The organism is Mesoterricola sp. JemC181 (assembly GCF_055384585.1).
This window is the reverse complement of record NZ_AP045076.1, coordinates 4,764,262-4,783,894: the sequence shown is the minus strand read 5'-3', so window position 1 is coordinate 4,783,894 and position 19,633 is coordinate 4,764,262. Positions and strand designations below refer to the sequence as shown.

General features: G+C 71.3%; 11 protein-coding genes. 5 read left to right on the top strand and 6 right to left on the bottom strand.

Annotated features, from left to right (window positions below; translation table 11 throughout):
- Window positions 1–63 precede the first annotated feature (63 nt).
- Together ACZ5MC_RS20775 and ACZ5MC_RS20770 are read right to left on the bottom strand one after the other, a co-directional pair.
- Window positions 64–3,270, bottom strand: a complete 3,207-nt coding sequence (locus tag ACZ5MC_RS20775) for a S41 family peptidase (RefSeq protein WP_464516683.1) — start codon at window positions 3,268–3,270, stop codon at window positions 64–66.
- Between the two features lie 88 nt (window positions 3,271–3,358).
- On the bottom strand, window positions 3,359–5,341 hold the full coding sequence (locus tag ACZ5MC_RS20770; protein WP_464516682.1) for an NHL repeat-containing protein: 1,983 nt from the start codon (window positions 5,339–5,341) through the stop codon (window positions 3,359–3,361).
- A 152-nt stretch (window positions 5,342–5,493) separates the two neighbouring features.
- On the opposite strand from ACZ5MC_RS20770, the gene ACZ5MC_RS20765 reads away from it, so the two are divergent.
- The 4 genes from ACZ5MC_RS20765 (at window position 5,494) to ACZ5MC_RS20750 (ending at window position 11,503) form a co-directional block, all read left to right on the top strand.
- Window positions 5,494–7,068 (top strand): M20/M25/M40 family metallo-hydrolase, encoded by a 1,575-nt coding sequence (locus ACZ5MC_RS20765; protein WP_464516681.1) that lies wholly within the window; start codon window positions 5,494–5,496, stop codon window positions 7,066–7,068.
- Window positions 7,069–7,152: 84 nt separating this feature from the next.
- Window positions 7,153–8,190: a hypothetical protein gene (locus ACZ5MC_RS20760; RefSeq protein WP_464516680.1), complete on the top strand. Its 1,038-nt coding sequence runs from the start codon at window positions 7,153–7,155 to the stop codon at window positions 8,188–8,190.
- A 12-nt stretch (window positions 8,191–8,202) separates the two neighbouring features.
- On the top strand, window positions 8,203–10,044 hold the full coding sequence (locus ACZ5MC_RS20755; protein WP_464516679.1) for a DUF5666 domain-containing protein: 1,842 nt from the start codon (window positions 8,203–8,205) through the stop codon (window positions 10,042–10,044).
- Window positions 10,045–10,072: 28 nt separating this feature from the next.
- Entirely contained in the window at window positions 10,073–11,503 is a 1,431-nt protein-coding gene (locus tag ACZ5MC_RS20750; protein ID WP_306597807.1) for an aminotransferase-like domain-containing protein, read from the top strand.
- Here the strand turns inward: ACZ5MC_RS20750 and ACZ5MC_RS20745 are convergent.
- The 4 genes from ACZ5MC_RS20745 to ggt all read right to left on the bottom strand — a co-directional run bounded on the left by ACZ5MC_RS20745 (window position 11,460) and on the right by ggt (window position 18,312).
- Window positions 11,460–13,010 (bottom strand): serine/threonine-protein kinase, encoded by a 1,551-nt coding sequence (locus ACZ5MC_RS20745; RefSeq protein WP_306597806.1) that lies wholly within the window; start codon window positions 13,008–13,010, stop codon window positions 11,460–11,462. The genes ACZ5MC_RS20750 and ACZ5MC_RS20745 overlap by 44 nt on opposite strands.
- Window positions 13,007–14,413, bottom strand: a complete 1,407-nt coding sequence (locus ACZ5MC_RS20740) for an OmpP1/FadL family transporter (RefSeq protein WP_464516678.1) — start codon at window positions 14,411–14,413, stop codon at window positions 13,007–13,009. Before ACZ5MC_RS20740 ends, ACZ5MC_RS20745 begins: the two co-directional genes overlap by 4 nt.
- A gap of 67 nt (window positions 14,414–14,480) precedes the next feature.
- Window positions 14,481–16,511 carry a M1 family metallopeptidase gene (locus ACZ5MC_RS20735; RefSeq protein WP_306597804.1) on the bottom strand — a complete coding sequence of 677 codons (2,031 nt, stop codon included), beginning with the start codon at window positions 16,509–16,511 and terminating at the stop codon, window positions 14,481–14,483.
- Window positions 16,512–16,611: 100 nt separating this feature from the next.
- A complete protein-coding gene (gene ggt / locus ACZ5MC_RS20730) occupies window positions 16,612–18,312 on the bottom strand; it encodes a gamma-glutamyltransferase (protein WP_373432528.1) in 1,701 nt (566 codons plus the stop codon).
- Between the two features lie 110 nt (window positions 18,313–18,422).
- On the opposite strand from ggt, the gene ACZ5MC_RS20725 reads away from it, so the two are divergent.
- On the top strand, window positions 18,423–19,514 hold the full coding sequence (locus ACZ5MC_RS20725) for a BMP family ABC transporter substrate-binding protein (RefSeq protein ID WP_306597802.1): 1,092 nt from the start codon (window positions 18,423–18,425) through the stop codon (window positions 19,512–19,514).
- The last annotated feature ends 119 nt before the right edge of the window (window positions 19,515–19,633 follow it).

Sequence of the window (19,633 nt, the reverse complement as noted above, 5' to 3'; positions counted from 1 at the left end):
CCTCTGGGATCAGTATAGGGTTATTTAGATGTTTGGCTAAATATCTTCATTCAGCCGGAAGCGCTACTTCCGCTTCGCGTCCAGCTGGCCCAGCAGGGCGCCCACGGCGGCCTCCAGCTGCTGGTCCCGGCCGCCGTTCATGGCGGCAGGCTCGTTGGCCACCTCGATGTCGGGTTCCAGCTGGTTGTTCTCGCAGAACCTGCCGTCGGGGGTGCGCCAGCCGCCCTGGGGGATGCCGAAGACCAGGGTGGGGTCGATCTGGGGCTCCCACCACACGAAGGTGCCGGTGCCGGGCACGGGCTTGCCGACGGTGCTGCCCAGGCCCTTGAGCTTGTAGGCCACGGGGAAGAGGTGGGCGTCGGAGTAGTTGCCTTCGCTCATGAGGACGATGGAGGGCTTGACCCACTTGAGCAGGGGCTCGTGGCCGTAGGGGAGGCCGCGGGGGATGATGTCGAAGTACTTCTTTCCGCTCAGGAAGTCCGAGAGCTGCTCGTGGATGTTGCCGCCGCCGTTGAAGCGGGTGTCCACCACCAGGGCCTCCTTGGCGCCGTGGCGCCCCAGGGCTTCGTCCACCACGGTGCGCATGCTGGAGTCGTCCATGCTCCGCACGTGCACGTAGCCCAGGCGGCCCCTGGAGAGGCGTTCGGTCTCGGCGCGGTTCCGCTCCACCCAGCGGAGGTAGAGCAGTTCGTTCTCGCGGGCGGGGGCCAGGGGCTTCACGGGTTCGTCGAAGGCAACGCCCGCGTCGTCGAAGCCGAGCAGGGTCGGCAGGCCCGCGCGGCGGTTCAGGAGGCGCGCGACGTCCTCCGGGCTGTCCACGGGGGTGCCGTCGATGGCCTTGAGCACGTGGCCGGGCCGCACCCTGCTGGCGTCCAGGTCCAGGGGGCCGCCCTTCAGGACCTCGGCCACCTTCAGCCCCTTGCCGGCGGGCTCCAGGAACAGGCCCAGGGAGGCCGTGACGGGGGTGTTCACCTGGGGCGGGTTGTAGCGGGCCCCGGTGTGGGAGGCGTTGAGTTCGCCCAGCATCTCGCTGAGCAGTTCCTGGAAGTCGTAGTTGTTGCGAACGGAAGGCAGGAAGCGGCGGTAGGCCTCGCGGTACATCGCCCAGTCCACGCCGTGGAGGTCGGTGACGTAGAACTTCTTCTCCACCTGGCGCCACACGTGGTTGAAGATGTAGGCGCGCTCGGCGGCGGGGTCCTGCATGAGCTCGGAGGCCACGGGCAGGTCCTCGCGCTTGGCGGTCTCAGGGTCGATCTTCACCAGCTTCCCGTCGGCCAGGAGGTACAGCGCCTTGCCGTCGGCCGTGGCCTCCAGGGCCGCGCGCTCAGCTCCCACCTTGAGGACGAGCCGGCTCTCATGGGTGCGGAGGTCGACGGACCAGAGGTCGTAGCCCTTCTCGAACCGCGCCAGGTAGTACATCCTGTCCAGGGCCCGCGAGACCTCGGCGTCGGCCATGGCCGCGCTGTGGCTGGAGAGCCGGGCCTTCCGGTCGTCCAGGCCGTCCCACTCGATGGCCACGGGTTCGGGCTTCGCGTCCTTGGCCGCATCCTTGGCCTTGGCCTTCTCTTCGGCGTCCTCCTTCTCCTTCACCAGGGCGAAGTCCTCCTTGGAGAGGTTGAACCGGTCCCAGGCCTTGCGGGTGAGGAAGAGCCCGAAGACGTCCCGGGTGACGCCCTGCTGGGCGGCGTTCAGGCTGCCTTCCCGGGAGGAGGTCCAGTAGATCATCGCGCCCCCGGGGGCGAAGCGCGGGTCGCCGCTGCCGAAGCCGCTGTGGGAGAGGTTGCGGGCGGGCCCGGAGCCGTCGGCGGGCACCAGGGCGATGTCGCGCAGCCAGCCCATGCCCCGGTCGCAGGCATAGACGATCCACTTGCCGTCGGGCGACCACTGGAAGTCCTGGTCCCCGTCGGCGTAGGAGTAGTTGCGGCCCTCGGGCAGGAGGGTGCGGGTCCTGCCGCCGGCCAGTTCCGTGACCTTGATGGAGGTGCGCTCCTCCAGGTAGGCCACCTCCTTGCCGTCCGGCGAGAACAGGGGCTGGAACTCGTCGGCCTTGGTGGCGGCCACGGCCTTCTCCTCCAGCTGGGTGGAGGCGAAGAAGGTGGGCTCCTCCTTGCGGACGATGCGCTTGGTGAAGACGTCCCAGCTCCCGCCGCGCTCGGCGGCGTAGACCAGGGAGCGCCCGTCGGGACTGAAGCTGACGCTGCGCTCCTGGCCGGGAAGGCTGGTGATCCGGCGCGTGACCTTGCCGTTGGCGCTGGTGACGAAGATCTCCCCGCGCACCACGAAGGCGATCTCCTTGCCGGTGGGCGAGACCTTCATCTCGGTGATGGCCCCGTTCACGGGCAGCACCTTCTCCAGGGAGCCCCTGCCGTCCACCTGGACCGTCACCGCCAGCTTGCGGGGCGTCCCCCCCGGGCCCTGGAGCCAGACCTCCCCGTCGTAGGCGAAGCAGAGCGTGTTGTCCCGGGCCGCGGTGAGGAAGCGCACCGGGTGCGTCCTGAAGCGGGTCACGGCCTCGGCCCGGTCCGGGTGGGCCACGGAGCCGCGGAAGACGTTGAAGGAACCGCTGCGCTCGCTGAGGTAGTAGAAGGTGTCCCCATCGGAGCCGAAGACCGGGTTGCGGTCCTCGCCCTTGAAGGACGTGAGGCGGGTGAACGCGCCGGAGGCGGGCTGGAAGCTCCAGATGTCCCGGGTGACGGCGGAGGTGTGGTGCTTGCGGAAGGGGTCCTCGTAGCCCTTCACGTCCTGGAACAGGATGCGGGCGCCTGCGGGATCGTAGGCGGCGTGCTCGAGGGTGGTGTCGGTGAGGCGACGGGTGCGGCCGTCCTCCCGGGACACCAGCCAGGTCTCCGGGAAGGACCGGCCCGGGAACTGCCGGCTCTGGGCGGAGTGGCCCCGCTGGCTGGTGAAGAGGATCTCCCGGTCGTCCGGGGTGAAGGCGAAGGGCAGGTCCGGCGCGGAATGGTGCGTGAGGCGCCGGGCCTCGCCGCCCTGGCTGGGCATGACGTACACGTCCAGGTTGCCGCTGCGGTCCGAGGCGAAGGCGATCCACCTGCCGTCGTGGCTCCACACCGGGCGGGAGCTGTACGAGCCGCCCACGGTGAGCGGGGTGGCCGCGCCGCCGGTGGAGGGCACGCGGTAGAGGTCCCCCTGGTAGGAGAAGGCCACCGACGCGCCGTCGGGGGAGATGGCCGGGTAGCGCAGCCAGAGGGGCGGGGCCTGGGCCAGGGCGGCCGCGGCGGTGGTCAGGAGGAGCAGGCGGAGGGGGCGCATGGGGTTACCTCGGAAATGGGCGGGGATGACCTCCAGGGTAGCGGGGTTCCCCGGGGAGATCGCAGCTTGCGCGAGCGCCGGGCCGGATTCACTCCACCGTGACCACGGCGGCGTCCTGGGCCGGAACGCCGTCCTCGGTGATGCAGGTGAGCCGCAGTTCCACCCGCCCCGGCTTCCGGAAGGTCAGCTCGGCGCGGCCGGCCCTCCCGCCGGACAGCGCGCCCCGGATCCGGGGCAGCACGGGCCGGCCCTCGGGATCCAGGGCGTCCAGGGTCCAGAAGCAGGGCGCCTGGCCTTCCGGGTTCAGGCCCGGGCCGGCGAAATCCACGGTCAGGGGGAGGTCCCTCCGGACGGTCCCCCCGGACAGGAGCATGAGCGCCGGGGCCGTGCGATGGCGGGTGGCGGCGGGGGCGGAGAGCTGGACGAGGCAGGTGCCGTCGGCCAGGAAGAGATCGCCGGCGCCGCCGGCCACGAGCCCCCGGGGCTCGGCCAGGGCGGCGAACGCCTCCCCCAGGGGGCCCTTGATGCCCATGCGGAGCAGGCCGAAGCGGGTGCCCGCCAGGGACCGGTCCCCGGCCAGGAGGCTCAGGTCGACCCGGCCGCCGGGGCAGGGGTGGATGGCCTGGACGGTGCGGTTGCCCGTGTCGGTCACCACGAGGTCCCGCCCCAGGAGGGCGATGCTGTGGGGATGATCCAGGCAGGGCGTCCGGCCGTCGACGGGCACCCCGGCGCGGGTCTGCCGGGAGGGGCCGGGCCGGGCCGGGTCCCCGTAGAGGGTCGTCACGGCGCCGTCCACGACGCTCCGCACGCTGTGGCCGTCCACGGCGTAGAGGGTCGCGGGGGCGCTCCAGGCCAGGCCCCCCAGGGCGCTGAAGGTGCCCTGGGGGCCGTCCTGGCGGCCCGGGGCGCCGGGGATGCCGGCCACGGTGGTCACGGCCCCCTGGGGCGTGACCTTCCGGATGACGTGGTTGCCGCGGTCGGCCACGAAGAGGTTGCCGTCGCGGTCCAGGGCCAGGCCCTGGGGGCTGTCGAAGAGGGCTTCGCCCGGCTCCGGGGAATCCCGGTGGCCGCGCAGGCCCGGGACGCCCGCGAGGGTCGTGACGGTCCCGCCGCCGTCCACGTGCAGGATGGCGTGGCCGCCCGCGTCCGCGACCAGGATGTCCCGGCCCCGGACCGCCACGAACGCGGGGGAGACGAAGGGGGCCCCCCGCAGCGTCGAGACGGCGCCTCCGGGGCTCACCAGGCGGAGGGCCCGGGCCTCGGAATCGGCCGCCACGAGGGTGCCGTCGGCCATCCTGGCCAGGCCCTCCGGACGCCGGAACCGCGCCGACAGGCCGGTCCCGTCCGCGTCCCCCGGGCCCAGGGGATTGCCGGCGAAGGGAAGGGCGCCGCGCACGGTGATGGCCAGGGGCTGGACGAGGCTCGTCCAGTCCCGGGCCGTGCCCCGGTTGAGGAACTCCACCTGGGCCCCGGTGATGGGGCCGCGGGCCTGCAGGACGGCGCCGTGGCACCCCGTCACGTCCCTGCGGAAGGTTTCGCCGCCCTCGCTCCAGCTTAGGAGCTGGGCGTCCGGGACCAGGCCCGGCGCGGGCCAGGCCACGGTCACGGGCAGGCCGTAGCCGATGATGTCGCGCTGGGGGAAGGCGGCTCCCTGCAGCTGCAGAACCCGGTCCCCGGGATCCCCCAGGCGCCTGCCGGTGGTGATGTCCACGAAGGGCAGGGCCTCCGACCACCCGGGGGCGAAGGCCCCGGGGCATACCTGGCCCACGGTGCGCAGGCCCGGGATGTCCTCCAGCACCAGGACCCCGGTCTCGTCGAAGAGCGAAGGGTCCTTGAGGCTGGCGGCGCGCACCCGGTGCAGGCCCGGCCCGCCCCGGAAGACCCCGTCGGCCCCGATGGCGCCTCCGGGACCCGTGACCGTCCACGCGCAGGCCACGGGGAACCCCTCGGGGGAACGGGCCGTGAAGGCCTGGGTGCTGCCCGCCTGCAGGACGCCGTGGCGGGGTTCGACGAGGACCTGGGCGTCCAGGGGCAGCAGGGCGGCGGCGAGCAGGAGCGGACGGTAGGCCATGGGAGCACCGGATACGGGGGTTGGAGGAAGCCTTCGGCTTCCGGATTCTGACCCGTGCTCCCAGGAGCCCCGCGGGTTCCGGCGCGCTCCGCAGATTTCCGTCGCCCTGGAGCCTCTCCCGGGCCTACCATCGTATAACGATGGAGAGCTTGATGAATGGTCTGGGCCTACTTCCCCTCATCGCCCTGCTGACGCCGGGCCTGGCCCAGGAGCCTATCGACGCCAGCCTGAACGCCCGCATTCGCGCGGAGGCGCTGGACCGGTCCCAGGTCATGGCCACGCTCCATCCCATCACCGACGTGTTCAGCCCGCGCCTCACCGGGTCCCCCACCTACAAGGCCGCCGCGGACTGGGCCGTGGGCCGGTTCCAGGAATGGGGCCTGGACGCCAAGCTCGAATCCTGGCAGTTCGGCCACCCGGGCTGGGCCAACGAGCGCTGCTCGGCCCACGTGGAAGCGCCCTACAAGGCCCACCTGGGCGTGGAGGTGGTGAGCTGGACCCCCTCCACCCGCGGCGCCGTGAGGGGCGACGCCTACCTGCTCAGGGTTCCCGAGGAGCCCACCCAGGCCGAGCTCACGGCCCTCTTCGACGCGAGCCGCAAGGCGGTGCGCGGACGCGTGGTGCTGGCGGGGGCGCCGAAGGAGCTGCCGGCCCTGAATCCGTCCCCGCGCCCCCCGCGCCTGGCCGACGATGCCCTGGCCCGGCGTTTCGATCCCGCGGCTCCGGAGCAGGGACCGCGGACCCCGGCGCCCCGGCGCGCCGGCGCGCTGCCGCCCCGGGAGGCCGAGGCCCAGCTGGACGCCTTCCTGGTGGCGTCCGGCGCCCTGGCGCGCGTGAACGACGCGGGCCTGCGCAACGGACAGGTGCGCGCCTTCCAGAACCGGGCCTACGACACCGCCAAGGCCGTGCCGACCCTCGTCATGCGCCACGAGGACTACGGACGCATGTGCCGGGTGCTGGCGGACGGGCCCCGGGTGGAGCTGGCCCTGGACATCGCGAACCGGGCGTACAAGGGCGGCCTGGGCTACAACGTCATCGCCGACCTTCCCGGATCCTCCAGGCCCGGCGAGGTGATCCTGCTGGGGGCGCACCTGGACGCCTGGCACACCGCCACCGGCGCCACGGACAACGGCGCCAGCGCCGCCGTGATGATGGAGGTGGCCCGCATCGTCAAGGCCCTGGGAGTCCGTCCCGCCCGCACCCTCCGCTTTGCCCTGTGGGACGGGGAGGAGCACGGCCTCCTGGGTTCCATGGCCTACGTGGCGGCCCACTACGGCAGCGCCGAGGCCCCCAAGCCGGAGTTCGGCCAGCTCGTGGCCTACGTCAACATGGACGGCGGCGCGGGGCAGGTCCGGGGGCTCACGATGTTCGGCCCCGCCCAGGGGTCCCAGGTGCTGCGCGAGCTTCTGGCGCCCTTCCAGGACCTGGGCGTGCGGGGCGCCTCGGCCACCCGGAACCGTCCCCCCAAGTCCCTCACGGGCCCCTCCACCGACATGAGCTCGTTCACCGCCTCGGGCCTGCCCGCCATCGGCGTGGTGCAGGACGGGCTGGAGTACTTCGAGTACACCTGGCACACCGCCATCGACACCCTCGACCGGGTGCCCCCCGAGGACGTCAAGCGCACCGCCGCCGTGCTGGCCTCCGTGGCCATCCACCTGGCGCAGCGCCCGGAGCGGCTGCCCTTCTTCACCAAGGAGACGCTGCCCCCGGCGCCCGTGCAAAGGTAGGGCTGTACCCTCCGGGATCCTGGAGTTGTACCTGTCCGGGCAGGGGAGCGGGGATCAGACTGGTCCATACCCACGGAGCTCCCCATGAAACGCGCTCAAGCCGTCCGGACGCTGCTGCCCTTTCTTGCCCTCCTGGCCCTGGGCTGTGCCGGCGGAGGCGGAAGCCAGGAGAACACGGTCCTCCCCCAGGCGCCGGTTTCCGTCCTGGTCGGAGGCAGCGTCACGCGGGACGACCGGACGGAAGCCCTCTACTGGCGGGACGGGACGCCGGTCTCCCTGGAAAACGAGGCCGGGGTGCATGCCGGAGTCTCGGCCCTGGCCGTGTCGGGAACGGATGTCTACGCGGTGGGCGGGCACTCCGGCTTCCCGGGATCAGGGGCCATGTGGAAGAACGGGGCGCTGACGGAGGTCCGCGCGCCCTTGGCGGATCTCCCGAGCAGCGTCGGCCTCACGGGCATCGCGGTGTCGGGGGCGGACGTCCACATCGCCGGGACGGTGAACGGCAACTCCCCCTACAGTCTCGCCGTAAGGTGGAAGAACGGAGAGGGCACCGTCCTGGGCGGCGGCGCGGTCCTTTCCTGGGCCAGCGGGATCGCTCTCAAGGGCGCGGACACCTTCGTCGCCGGGTGGGACGGGGGCGCGAAGTATTGGAAGAACACGGTGGCCTTCGGACTCGGATCGGCCACGGGGACCGGGGATGTCGCGGCGGTTGCCGTCACGGACGCGGGAGAGGTCCTGACGGCGGGCTACGTTCTGAACCTGGCCGGTGTCCAGGTGGCCACCCTGTGGCGGAACGGCGAACCGGTCGCGCTTTCCGACGGCGTCCTCCCGGCCTCCGCCCTGGCCCTGGCCGTGGCCGGCGGGGATGTCTACGCCGCGGGCTACGTGGTGGTGGGCACGACCCGCGTGGCTGCCACCTGGAAGAACGGCGTGCAGACCACCCTGCGCGCAACCTCGGGGCGGGATTCCGAGGCCACCGGGATCGCCCCCTACGGCAGGGACGTCTACGTCTCCGGCTCCGACAGCGGCAACGCGGTGCTCTGGAAGAACGGCGCCGAGACGCTGCTTTCGGACGGCAGGAGCCATGCCTGGGCCTCCTCGATCTGCCTCGTCCATCGCTGAACAGGAGCTGCCATGACCTTCCCTTCCCGTCTCCTGATCGCCCTCCTTCCCCTCGTCCTGGGCTGCGCATCGTCCTCCCGGGGAACCCACACGCTTCCTCCCTCCACGGGCCTGGTCTCGGTCTGCATGACCAGCACCGGCACGCAGGACTGGGTGGAGATCGACGTGAAGATCGTCAGCGTGACCCTGACCCCCCAGGGGGGCGGCACCCCCGTGGCCCTGCTCGCGCCCCAGACCGGGCCGCTTCCGGTCAATCTCGCGCTGCTGGGCCGGGCCACCCAGCTGATCGGGAGCCTGGCGGCGCCGGTGGGCACCTACACGGGCGCCACCGTCACCCTGGCCTCGGCCAGCGGCGATGTCGTCCTGAACGTGTCCTCCACGCCCTCCCCGCAGTTCCCGCAGGCCGCCCAGACCGCTGTCCCGCAGCTCTGGATCGCCGGCGCGAACGGCGCGAAGACCCTCGCCCTGGCGGTTCCTTTTGCGGCTCCCCTCGTGGTCACCACCGACCGGAATGTCGTGCTGGACCTGGAGTGGGACACCGCCCGGCCGGGTTTCCTGACCGGCGCGGCGGTGCCGAGGCTGGCCTCCGTCTACTGGACGGTGAATTTCGAGAACAGCCTGCGCCAGCGCGTGGTCGCGGACCCGGCCGGGCTGGACCTCCTTCCCCTGCGGGGCTCGGTCTACAAGGTCGACGCCTCCAGGAAGTCCTTCCAGATGTCGCCCACCTTCAGGGCGGGCGTGTTCAATGCCGGCTTCCTGCCCCAGCTCGTGGGGGTCACCGTGGATGCGGCGGGCGGGGCCTACTTCTTCGACGTGGATGACGGGACCCGCAAGGTGATCAAGGACCTCTCCGCGGTCGGGGACGCGCTGCCCGGAAGGCCGGTTTCGGTGCGCGGGACGCTGCAGCAGGACGGGACGCTCCTGGCCACCCGCATCTGGGCCGGCACGGGCACCTTCCTCGGCACCCAGATCCAGGGGCGCGTGGTCCGCGTCGATCCCGGCCGGGCCCTGGCGGCCTTCGACGGGGACGCCCTCAACGGCTGGACTGCCGGATCCGGCGGCGTCGTCACCGAGGAGACCCTCTTCATGGCCCCGGCCCCCGAGGCGGGACCGGGCTTCCTGTCCGCAGGCAACCTCGCGCTGGGCTTCACCGCGATCCCGGTATTCCGCTTCCCCCTCCACGGCGCGGTCACGCTCCTGTCCGTGGACATCGTCTCCCCGGACTTCAAGGGCACGGTCACGGCCGTGGACGGGAACCAGGTGACCCTGTCCTGTCCCACGGGCACGGACGCCGCGGCCCTGGTCCCGGTCCTGCCCTTCGCCGGGCCCGCGGGAGGGAGCGGTGGGGCTGGCACCATCCAGCAGGGCTTCTCCTGGTGGGAGGCCGGCGCCCCGGACAGGATCCAGGCCGGGGCGGCGTCCTTCGCCGGGGCCGCGGCCGCGGTGGTGGACTTCGGTGGAACCGTGGGGGCCATGCGGGCCCTGGCCACGGTCCACGCCGTGTGGGGGAACGCCGCCAATCCCGCGGGATGGAGCGCCCAGTGGGCGGTCCTGGAGACCCTGCCCCTTCCGGCCGGCACCGTGGCCGAAGCGTATGCGTCCTCGGGCTTCGGGCTGATGCTTCCCGGAGGTGCCAACACCGTCACCGTGGACATGGACGCCTCGACGGTCTGCTACCGGGCCGACCTGCCCGCGACGGACTGGTACGGGGGAAACCCCTATCCGGTGCTGACCGAGGTGAGCCCCGCCACGGCCCTCCTGAAGGGCGCGGCGGTGAAGGTCTTCGGGATTCCCGCGGCCGATGGGCACCTCAAGGCCCGTGCGGTGTTCCAGTGCGTCTATCATTCCTTCTGAATGGAACCGGGGAAGGACAGGGGGGGGCGTGGCGAAGGGAACCGAGCTTGAACTCAGGCTGGACCCGCAGTCGCGCGGCCCGCTCTACCTCCAGGTCGCGGGCGCCGTGGTGCAGGCCATCGCCCGGGAGCGGCTGCGGCCCGGCATGTCCCTGCCGGGGGTGAGGGAGCTTTCCGCCCGGCTCGGGGTGACCGTCAACACCATCCTGGCCGGTCTGCGGGAACTCCAGGCCCAGGGCTGGCTCACCTCCCAGGAGCGGGCGGGTTTCTTCGTGGCCGCCTCGCTTCCCGTGGATGGCCGCGCGGGCGCCCCGGGCGCCAGGGTCCCGCCCGGGTTCGATCTGCCGGACAACCTGGACCCTGTCACCAGTGCCGCGGGCGTGGTCATGGACCTCTCGGAGGCCTGCGCCGACGCCCGCCTCGCCCCCTTCCGGGAACTGGGGCGCGCCTACCAGCGGGGACTGCGCCTCAAGGGGCCGCAGCTGATGGGGTCGAGGGACCCCATGGGCCTCCTGCGTCTCCGGGAGGCCCTCGCCACCCACCTGGGCAGCCGGAGGTCGCTCCAGGCGGACCCGGGGCGGATCCTGATCCTGCGAAGCTCATCCATGGCCGTGACGCTCGCGGCCCAGGCCCTGGTGGGAGGCCGGGGCGGCACCGTCGCGGTCGAGGACCCGGGGGATCCGGCCGTTTGGGAGAGCCTGCGCCAGGCCTGCACGGCCCAGCTGCGGGGCCTTCCGGTGGATGCAAGCGGCCTGCGGGTGGAGGCCCTGGAGGACCTCCTCCGGGAAGGTCCCCTGAAGCTCCTGGTGCTGACCCCCGGATGCCATTTCCCCACCGGGGCGCGGCTGGAGGACGCCCGCCGCGTCGCGATCCTCGAGCTGTCCCGGCGGGGGCGCTTTCCCATCCTCGAACTGGATCCCGAGGGCGACCACCTCGACGCCCGGGAACCGCTGGCGGCCCTGGACCCCGGACAGGTTCTCCACTTCGGCAGCCTCTCCCGGATTTTCGCACCGGGCCTGGGCGTGGGCTATCTGGTGGTGCCGGACTCCATGGCGGCCCTCCTGGCCCGGGCCCGGCAGCGCATCGACTGGCAGGGGGATCCGGCCACGGAATGGGCGCTGTCCGAGCTCTTCCTGGACGGCGAGATGGAGCGCCAGATCCTCCGGGTGCGCAGGGCGGGAGTCGAGCGCGCCGAAGCCGCCCAGGACGCCCTGGGCCATGCCCTCGGGGACCGGCTCCGGTGGGTTCGCGGCGCCATGGCCCTGTGGCTGGAGGGCCGGGGCCCGCTGGAAGAGCCGGCCGCGTTCAGCGCCTGGGTCAAGGGCTGCCAGTCTCAGGGGCTCAAGCTCCGGCAGGGCCGGTACTACGACTTCGCGGGAAAGGACCTCGCCGCCACGCGCCTGGGCTTCACGGCCTTCACCCCTGAAGAACTCCAGCGGGCGGTGGCCATGATGCGATAGGCGCCTGGTCCCGCAGGACGGCCAGGATCGCGGCATCCCCGGGCCTCTCTCCGGGCGCCTTCCGGCAGAGGGCGGCCACCAGGGCGCACAGGGCCTCCGGAGCCTCGGGCCGCAGGCTGCGCATCTCGGGCAGCGGCCGGGTGCGGTGGGCCTCCAGGATCTGGAAGGCCGAGGTGCCGCCGAAGGCCTGCTGCCCCGTGAGCATCTCGAAGAGGATGAGGCCCAGGGCATAACCGTCGGCCTCCGGCCCCACCTGGGGATTCGCCAGGCATTCCGGGGCCGCGTACGAAGGGGTCCCGATGAACATGGTGGAGGAGGTGGCGGTGCCGTCGAGGACGCGGGCCACGCCGAAGTCCATGACCCAGGCCCCGGCCTCGTTGAGCATGATGTTGGCGGGCTTGAGATCCCGGTGCACGACGTTCCTGTCGTGGGCATGGGCGATGGCCTCAGCGACGTGGGTGGCGATGGCGGTGGCCCAGGGCACGGGGAGGGCGCCCCGGGCCCGGAGGAACGCCTCCAGCGTGGTGCCTTCGATGAAGGTCATGGCGATCCAGAGGTCCTCCTCCGCGGGATCGGGGGTGAGGATGGGGACGATGCGCGGATGGTGGAGCCGGGCTCCCAGGGCGGCCTCCCGGCGGAACCGGGCGCGGAACTGGGGATCCTGCGCCAGGTGCCGGTGGGGAACCTTGAGGGCCACGGGATCCCCCGTCCCGCGGTGGACCCCCAGGTAGGCGGAGGCGCAGCCCCCGTCGCCCAGGAGGCGCAGGGGACGGTAGGGCCCGAAGGTGCGCATCAGGTTGGGATCGGTCGCGAGGGTGGGCGGGTCCCCGGAGGGGCGCGATCGCCTCCGGAAGAGGAGGCCCAGGCCCATCGCGCCCAGGCCCAGGCCGCCCAGGCCCCAGGGCCAGCGCGGCCTTGCCGGCGGGGATGGAACCGGCAGCGCCGCCCGGGGGGGCGCCTCGGCAGGGGTGGCCGCGGGCCCGGGCCTTGGGGCGGGGCGGGGCGGCAGGGTTTCCTGAGCGCGCGCCTTCGGGGCTGCGGGCGGTTCCTGGACCGGCGTCTCTGGGATCCGCACCGGTCCGGGCACCGGGGGGGTGGCGGCAACCTGGCTCTGGACCGCCGCCGGAGCGGGGGAGGCCGACTGCTGGGGGGCCGGGCGTAGCCGTTTCCTCAGGGCCTCCCTTTCGGCGGCGGGCTCGACGCCCAGGCGCTCGGAAAGGGCCAGGGCCCGCTCCGCCCCGGCCAGGTCGCCCAGGGCGAGGAGGGATTCCGCCTGGCGGAGGTACGGGAAGTAGGCGGGGAGGAAGTTCAGGCCATAGGTCTTCACCTGGCGGCCCGGCCTGGGCTCCAGGTCGATGGCCCTGGCGAAGGCCTGGGCGGCCAGGGCGTGGTCGCCCCGCTTCTGGGCATCGAGGCCGTCCTGGTAGGCGGTGTGGAAGTTGAACCAGGCCGGGGCCGAGACCGAGAGCAGGGCCGCCAGCGCCGCGTGGGGCAGGCTCCAGGTCATCCGAAGACCCAGGCGATGGCCCGGTGCACGGGCTCGGTCTGGAACTGGTAGATGCAGGAAAGGTAGAGGCGGTACTCCGCCAGGCGCTCCATGCCGTAGGCCGTGGAGGCCACCCCGCCGATGGGGGCGTCCGTGTTGAACCTGGAGATGAAGCGGTGGTCGTGGGAGGCCTTCAGGGCCATGTCGACGGTGAGGTTCCTCATCTTGACGCCCACGCCCACGGTCCAGCCCTCCAGTACCCGCTGGGCGCCGGTGAGGGGGTCCACCAGGGGCTGGGGTTGCCGGAAGGCGCCGGCCCGGAGGGGTACGACCAGTCCGGGCCGGACGAGGGCCAGCCATTCCACCCCCACCTTCGTGTCGGTGGCCTTGGGCGTCAGGGACAGGGACTGGAGGTCGAACCAGTTGAGGCCGTCCAGGGAGCCCCCCTTGAACCGGGCCCTGGACCAGGGCGTGAGGCTCCAGTCCGCCGTTATCAGGACCCGCGACCCCAGGTGGACCCCCAGGCCCCAGGTGAGCGTCTCGGGCCAGTTGATGGCCGTGGTGGTGGCGCCGCTGGTTTCGGTGGCGGGGATGCCGATGGCGTTGTCCAGGTAGGTGTAGGTGTTCGTGAAGACGTAGGTGGCCCGGAAGGGCGTCCGGTAGGTGAAGCCCAGGTTCAGCCATTCCGAGCGCCAGATCAGGCCCAGGGTGGCGTTGAGTCCCTGGAAGGTGCTCTCCTGGGACAGATTGGAATCGAAGATGTGGTCGACGCCCGTGGTGGTCCGCTGGGAGAACGACGTGAACCCGGAACGCCCCGTCCAGCGGTTGACGGCCACGCCCAGGAGGATGCGGCTGGACACCTCCGCGCCCAGGGCCAGGGAGTACTGGGCCACGCCCCCGTTCTGGGCCACGCTCTGGCCGATGGCCTGCGACGTGGTCCCCCCGTTGGTGGAGGCAAGGTAGGACACGTCGCTGCGGTAGGTGAAGTCGAAGACCTTCTGGTAGCTGAGGAGCAGGACCAGGTTCCGGCCCCCCCACTTCCACGGCACCGCCGCCGACGCGAAGCTGAGAGCCAGGTCCCGGTCCTTGTTGTGGGTGTCCTCGAAGGCCGTCCTCACTCCGGCCACGCTGCCCGCGAACCCCTTGAAATCCAGGTTGCGCGTGAAGCCCTGCGCCACGGCGGAAACCTCGGGCCGGACCAGCTGGGCCAGGCCCGCGGGGTTGTAGGACACGGCGGTGGCGTCATCGGCAATGGCCGTGAAGGCGCCCCCCATGCCCATGGCCCTGGCACCGGCGCCTTCCACCGTGAAGGCCGTGCGTGCCTGCTGGGTGAGCAGGAAGAAGGGGGCTGCGGAGGTTCCCGGCGTCTGGGCGTGGAGCACCGCCGGCCCCAGGGCCAGACCTGCCAGAAACCACGGTCTCATGGGCATGGACCCCCATCCAAGGCGCTTCGCGCGAATGAATCATGATGCTCCGGATCGGCGCGGTACGCTAGCGCCCGCCCTTGGGCGGCAGGGCCAGGCCCCAGTAGTACTGGTCGAAGAAGGCCTTGAAATCCTGCCGGGTGACCGCCTCCAGCAGCTTCTGGACATCGGCCGTGGTGAGGAACTTCCCCTGGAACTGGCCCTGGAGGAGGCGCAGGAACCGGTAGAAGTCCGCGTCGCCCACGCGCTCGCGGATGCGCTGGAGCAGCAGGGGGCCCTTGCCGTAGAGCAGGCCGTAGCGGCGCCTGGACTCCAGGTTCGAGGGGTCCTTGATGATGCAGATGCGGTTGGCCAGGGCGATGGGGGCAACGGAGGCCGCGGACTCGGCGTTGGTCTTCCACCGCGCCACGGCGCCCTCGAAGGCAGACTCGCCCTTGCTCCGGATGGAGCGGAGGGCCTCGCCGGCGCAGTACTCCGCGAAGGCCTCCTGGAGCCACTCCTCCTCCCAGCTGGTGGCCTTGAGGGCGTGGCCCCAGTACTGGTGGGCGATCTCGTGGGCGAAGCGCTGGTTGACGTTGGTGGTGAACAGCTTGGCGAGGTCATCCATCTGGCCGCTGAAGGCCTCGTCGGTGATGATCATGATCCCCGGCGGCGCCTGGCCGTAGCCGAAGGAGCGGTCCTGGATGATGTTGAATTCCCGGAAGGGGAAGGGGCCCAGGAGGGCGGAGTAGACCTCGATGAGTCCGAAGGCGAGGTTGCTGAGCTTCTGCATGCCGGAGCCCTGGGTGTGGTACGCGGCCACCCGCACCAGCTGGCCGCCCTGGGTCTCCTCCTGGACCTGGTAGGATCCGGCGAAGACCGTGAAGGCCTCCACGGGCTTGGTGAAGGCCACCTCCAGGCAGTTCAGGTTCCCCTCGGCCTCGCGGCGGATCGTGGTGCCGCCGGCGAGGGGGACGTAGGGCCTGGGCACCCGGATCAGGGCCCGGATGGTGTAGAACTGGCCTCCGATGTCCGGCTGCGGGAACCAGGGCTCGACGCCCAGCTTCCAGCAGTCGAAGTTGTCCACGTTGAACATCAGCATGCCCTCGATGGCGAAGGAGAGCTTGACGGGCTGGTCCGCGGGCACGGTGCGTCCCAGGTCCACCAGCAGTTCGTCGCCCATGTGGCTGAAAGCCAGTTCCTTGCCGGCCGCGTCCTTCACCGAGGCGACCCGGACCGACGTCTTGCTGCCGCCCCGGCGTACGAAGTTGAGCATCTGCAGCGGGAGGATGCGCATGGGCTGGAAGGGCATCAGCGTCTCGTCCACGGCCAGGTCCGACATCTGCTCTGGGCGCGCGTCCAGCTTGAGCACCACGTCCTGGAGGATGTAGGTGGGCAGGGGCTGGTCGGCCATGACCCAGCCCAGGGGCTGGAAGGACAGGGGCAGGAACCAGCGGTACTCGCGCTGGTCGGTGAAGGTCGATGCCACCGCATCCAGGGCCTCCACCTGGCTCCAGGCGTCGTCGAAACGGTGGATGACGGCGTAGTCGCCGCCCATGACCTCGGCCAGGGCCAGGCGCTTGCCGGGCGCGTTGGCCGCGGCGTAGGCCAGGAGGTGCTCCTTCCCGTGGTAGTAGGTGGCGGCCATGCCGGGCTGGGCCTCCAGGGAGAACTTCCTCTGGTGCGCGTCGAAGGCGGATTTGAGAGGGCCGGGCGCCGCGGGCAGGGCCGCCAGGATCTCCGAGGGCATCCCCAGCACGAGGCCCTCCTCGATCTTCATGGTGAAGCCCAGGGTGCCGGGCCCCTCCTCCCACCTGGCGCCGTAGGGGCGCACGGGGAGCGAATTGCTCTCCATGTTGTGGCGGAACACGGGGAACTCCGGGGCGTAGGCGGAGGCGTAACGGAAGGTGCCCTGGCCGGTGAAGAACACGCCCACGGGCTTGCCGCCGGCGAGCACTCGGTCCGCGGTGCCGCTGGGCACCTGGAGCTGCCCGTGGCCCACGGACCAGCGCAGATCCTGCACCTGGCGGGGGGCTCCTTCCAGGGTCAGGGCGAGATCGAGGCGGGGGACGGTCCCGCCCAGAGACAGGACGAAGGCCAGGGCGAGGAACAGGCGCATACGGATCCTTACATGGGGCTGGTGGAGGTTCCTTGTATCCTACGCCGAAAATCCACATAAAACACCAGCCCAATCGGGCTCTGCCGGCCTGGGATCCGGGCTAGTAACCCGCCGCCTGGCCATCCTTCCGGCTTTCGCTGGCCCCGAAGTACACCTTGCTCCGCGGCTCCCGGCGGATCCCCTGGTAGCCGCCGTAGCCGCCCAGCATCCAGGCCACGCCGTGGCCCATGTCCATGAGCTGGCGCACGGTTTCCAGGGGGAATCCGCTCTCCAGCTGCACGGTGCCGGGCAGGTGGCCCTTTTCGCCGGTGGGTTCGGGCGAGCCCTCGTGGGCCCAGCGCGGGGCGTCGCCCGCCTCCTGGACCCCCATGCCGAAATCCACGATGTTCATGACGATCTGCACGTGGCCCTGGGGCTGGAACTCGCCGCCCATGACGCCGAAGCTCAGGAACGGCTCGCCGCCCTTGGTGATGAAGGCCGGGATGATGGTGTGGAAGGGGCGCTTGCCGGGGGCGTAGGTGTTGGCCTGGCCGGGTTCGAGGCTGAAGAGCTCCCCGCGGTCCTGGAGGCAGAAGCCCAGGTCCCCGGGGGTCATGCCGCTGCCCATTCCCCGGTAGTTGCTCTGGATGAGGCTCACCATGTTGCCTTCGGCGTCTGCCACGGTGAGGTAGACGGTGTCGCCTTCCTTCAGGGCGGGGTTGCCGGCCTCCAGGCGCCTGGCGGCCCGGTCCTCCCGGATGAGGGCCCGGCGCTGGGCGGCGTAGGCCTTGGAGAGCAGGCCCTGCACCGGCACCTTCACGAAGTCGGGGTCCGCGTAGAACTTCGCCCGGTCCTCGAAGACCAGCTTCTTGGCCTCGGCGGCCAGGTGCAGGTGGCGGGGGCTGCCGAAGGGGATCCTGGAGAAGTCATAGCCTTCCAGGATGTTCAGCATCTGGAGCGCGGCGATGCCCTGGCCGTTGCCGGGGAGCTCCCACACGTCGTAGCCGCGGTAGTTCACGCTCACGGGGTCCAGCCAGTCGCCGTGGTGGGAGGCCAGGTCTTCGTAGCCAAGGAAGCCGCCCTGGGCCTTCATGTAGGCGTCGATCTTCCGGGCGATGCCGCCCTTGTAGAAGGCGTCCCGGCCGCCCTCGGCCACCAGGGCCAGGGTCCTGGCCAGCCGGGGATTGCGGAAGACCTCGCCGGAGGCGGGGGCCCGCTGGCCGTCCACGGAGAAGGTCTCCCGGAAGCCGGGATACCGGCCCAGCGAATTCATGCTGCGCCCCATGTAGTACGCGATGAGTTCGGACACCGGGAAGCCCTCCTCCGCGTAGCGGATCGTGGGGGCCAGCAGGGCCTTCATGGGCAGCTTGCCGAAGCGGCCGTGGAGCATGAACCAGCCGTCCACCGCGCCGGGCACCGACACCGGCAGGGGGCCGGTGGGGGGGATGTGCTTGAGGCCCAGCTTCTGGAAGTGCTCCAGGGTGAGCGAGCGGGGCGACCGGCCGCTGGCGTTGAGCCCATGGAGCTTTTTCGCCTTGGCGTCCCACACCAGGGCGTAGAGGTCCCCGCCCATGCCGGCGCCGGTGGGCTCCATGAGCCCCAGGGCCGCGTCGGCGGCGATGGCCGCGTCCACCGCGGAGCCCCCCGCCTTGAGGATGTCCAGGGCGATCTGGGTCACGAGGGGCTGGCTGGTGCACGCCATGCCGTGCTGGGCCGCCACCTCGGACCGGGTGGCGAAGGCGCGCCCGGTGACCCGGTCGGCGGCGGAGACGGCGCCCGCGAGGCAGAGGCAGAGGAGGGGCAGGGTCCATCGCATGGGCATACCTCGTGACAAGATAGCTAAACGTACAGGATCGACAGGGGGCCCGTCCAGGGGCAAGGTAGTGGGATACCCATCCCCATCCCTGCCCGCCCCATCCAGGAGGTGCTCCCATGAATCGACATCCGCTTGTCAAGAAGGCCCTCGGCGCGGCGGCCCTGGTCGCCTCCGCCAGTCTCCTGGGAGCCCCGCCCGCAGCGGCCCCCGCCAAGATCGGCTTCGTGTACGTCGGCCCCGTCGGCAACGCGGGCTGGACCTTCCAGCACGACGTGGCCCGCCGGCAGATGGAGAAGGACCTGGGCGGGAAGGTCACCACGTCCTTCGTGGAGAACGTGCCCGAGGGCGCCGACTCCGAGCGCGTCATCCGCGAGATGGCCAGGTCCGGCTGCAAGGTGGTGTTCTGCACCTCCTTCGGCTACATGAACCCCACGCTCGCCGTGGCCAAGGCCTACCCCGGCACCGTGTTCATGCACGCCACCGGCTACAAGACGGCCCCCAACGTCGGCGTCTACAACGCCCGGTTCTACGAGGCCCGGTACCTCTGCGGCGTCATGGCCGGCAGGCTCACGAAGACCCACACCGCGGGCATCGTCGCCGCCTTCCCCATCCCCGAGGTGGTGATGGGCATCAACGCCTTCACCCGCGGCATGCGCAGCGTCGACCCCAAGGCCAAGGTCAAGGTCATCTGGACCAACTCCTGGTTCGATCCCGGCAAGGAGCGCGAGGCCGCCCTCACCCTCATCACCCAGGGCGCGGACATGATGACCCACGACACCGACTCCACCGCCGTCATCCAGGCCGCGGAGGAGAAGGGCATCGGCGTGTTCGGCTACAACTCCGACGAGGCCCAGTTCGGCCCCAAGGCCACCCTCACCAGCCTCGTGCACCTCTGGGGCGACTACTACACGAAGACCGTCAAGGCCGCGCTGGCCGGCACCTGGAAGTCCGAGAACGTCTGGGGCGGCTTCAACAAGGGCATGATCGCCCTGGCCCCCTTCGGCCCCAAGGTCCCCAAGGAACTGGGCGCCTCCATCCTCAAGCTGCGCGACCGGATCAGCGCCGGCACCTTCCATCCCTTCGCCGGGCCCGTGGTGGACCAGGCCGGGACGGTGCGCGTGCCCGCCGGGAAGAACATCTCCGACGAGGACCTGGACAAGATGAACTACTACGTCGAGGGCGTGGACGGGGTCATGCCCAAGGCCTAGGGCGAGCGACAGCACGGACAAGCATAAAACGAGATTGGGACGCATCCTCGAATCAGGGTAGAATCCCTGCCCTGGAAGTCCCTTCCTTTCCATGCGCCGTTGGGGGCGGGATAGGAAAA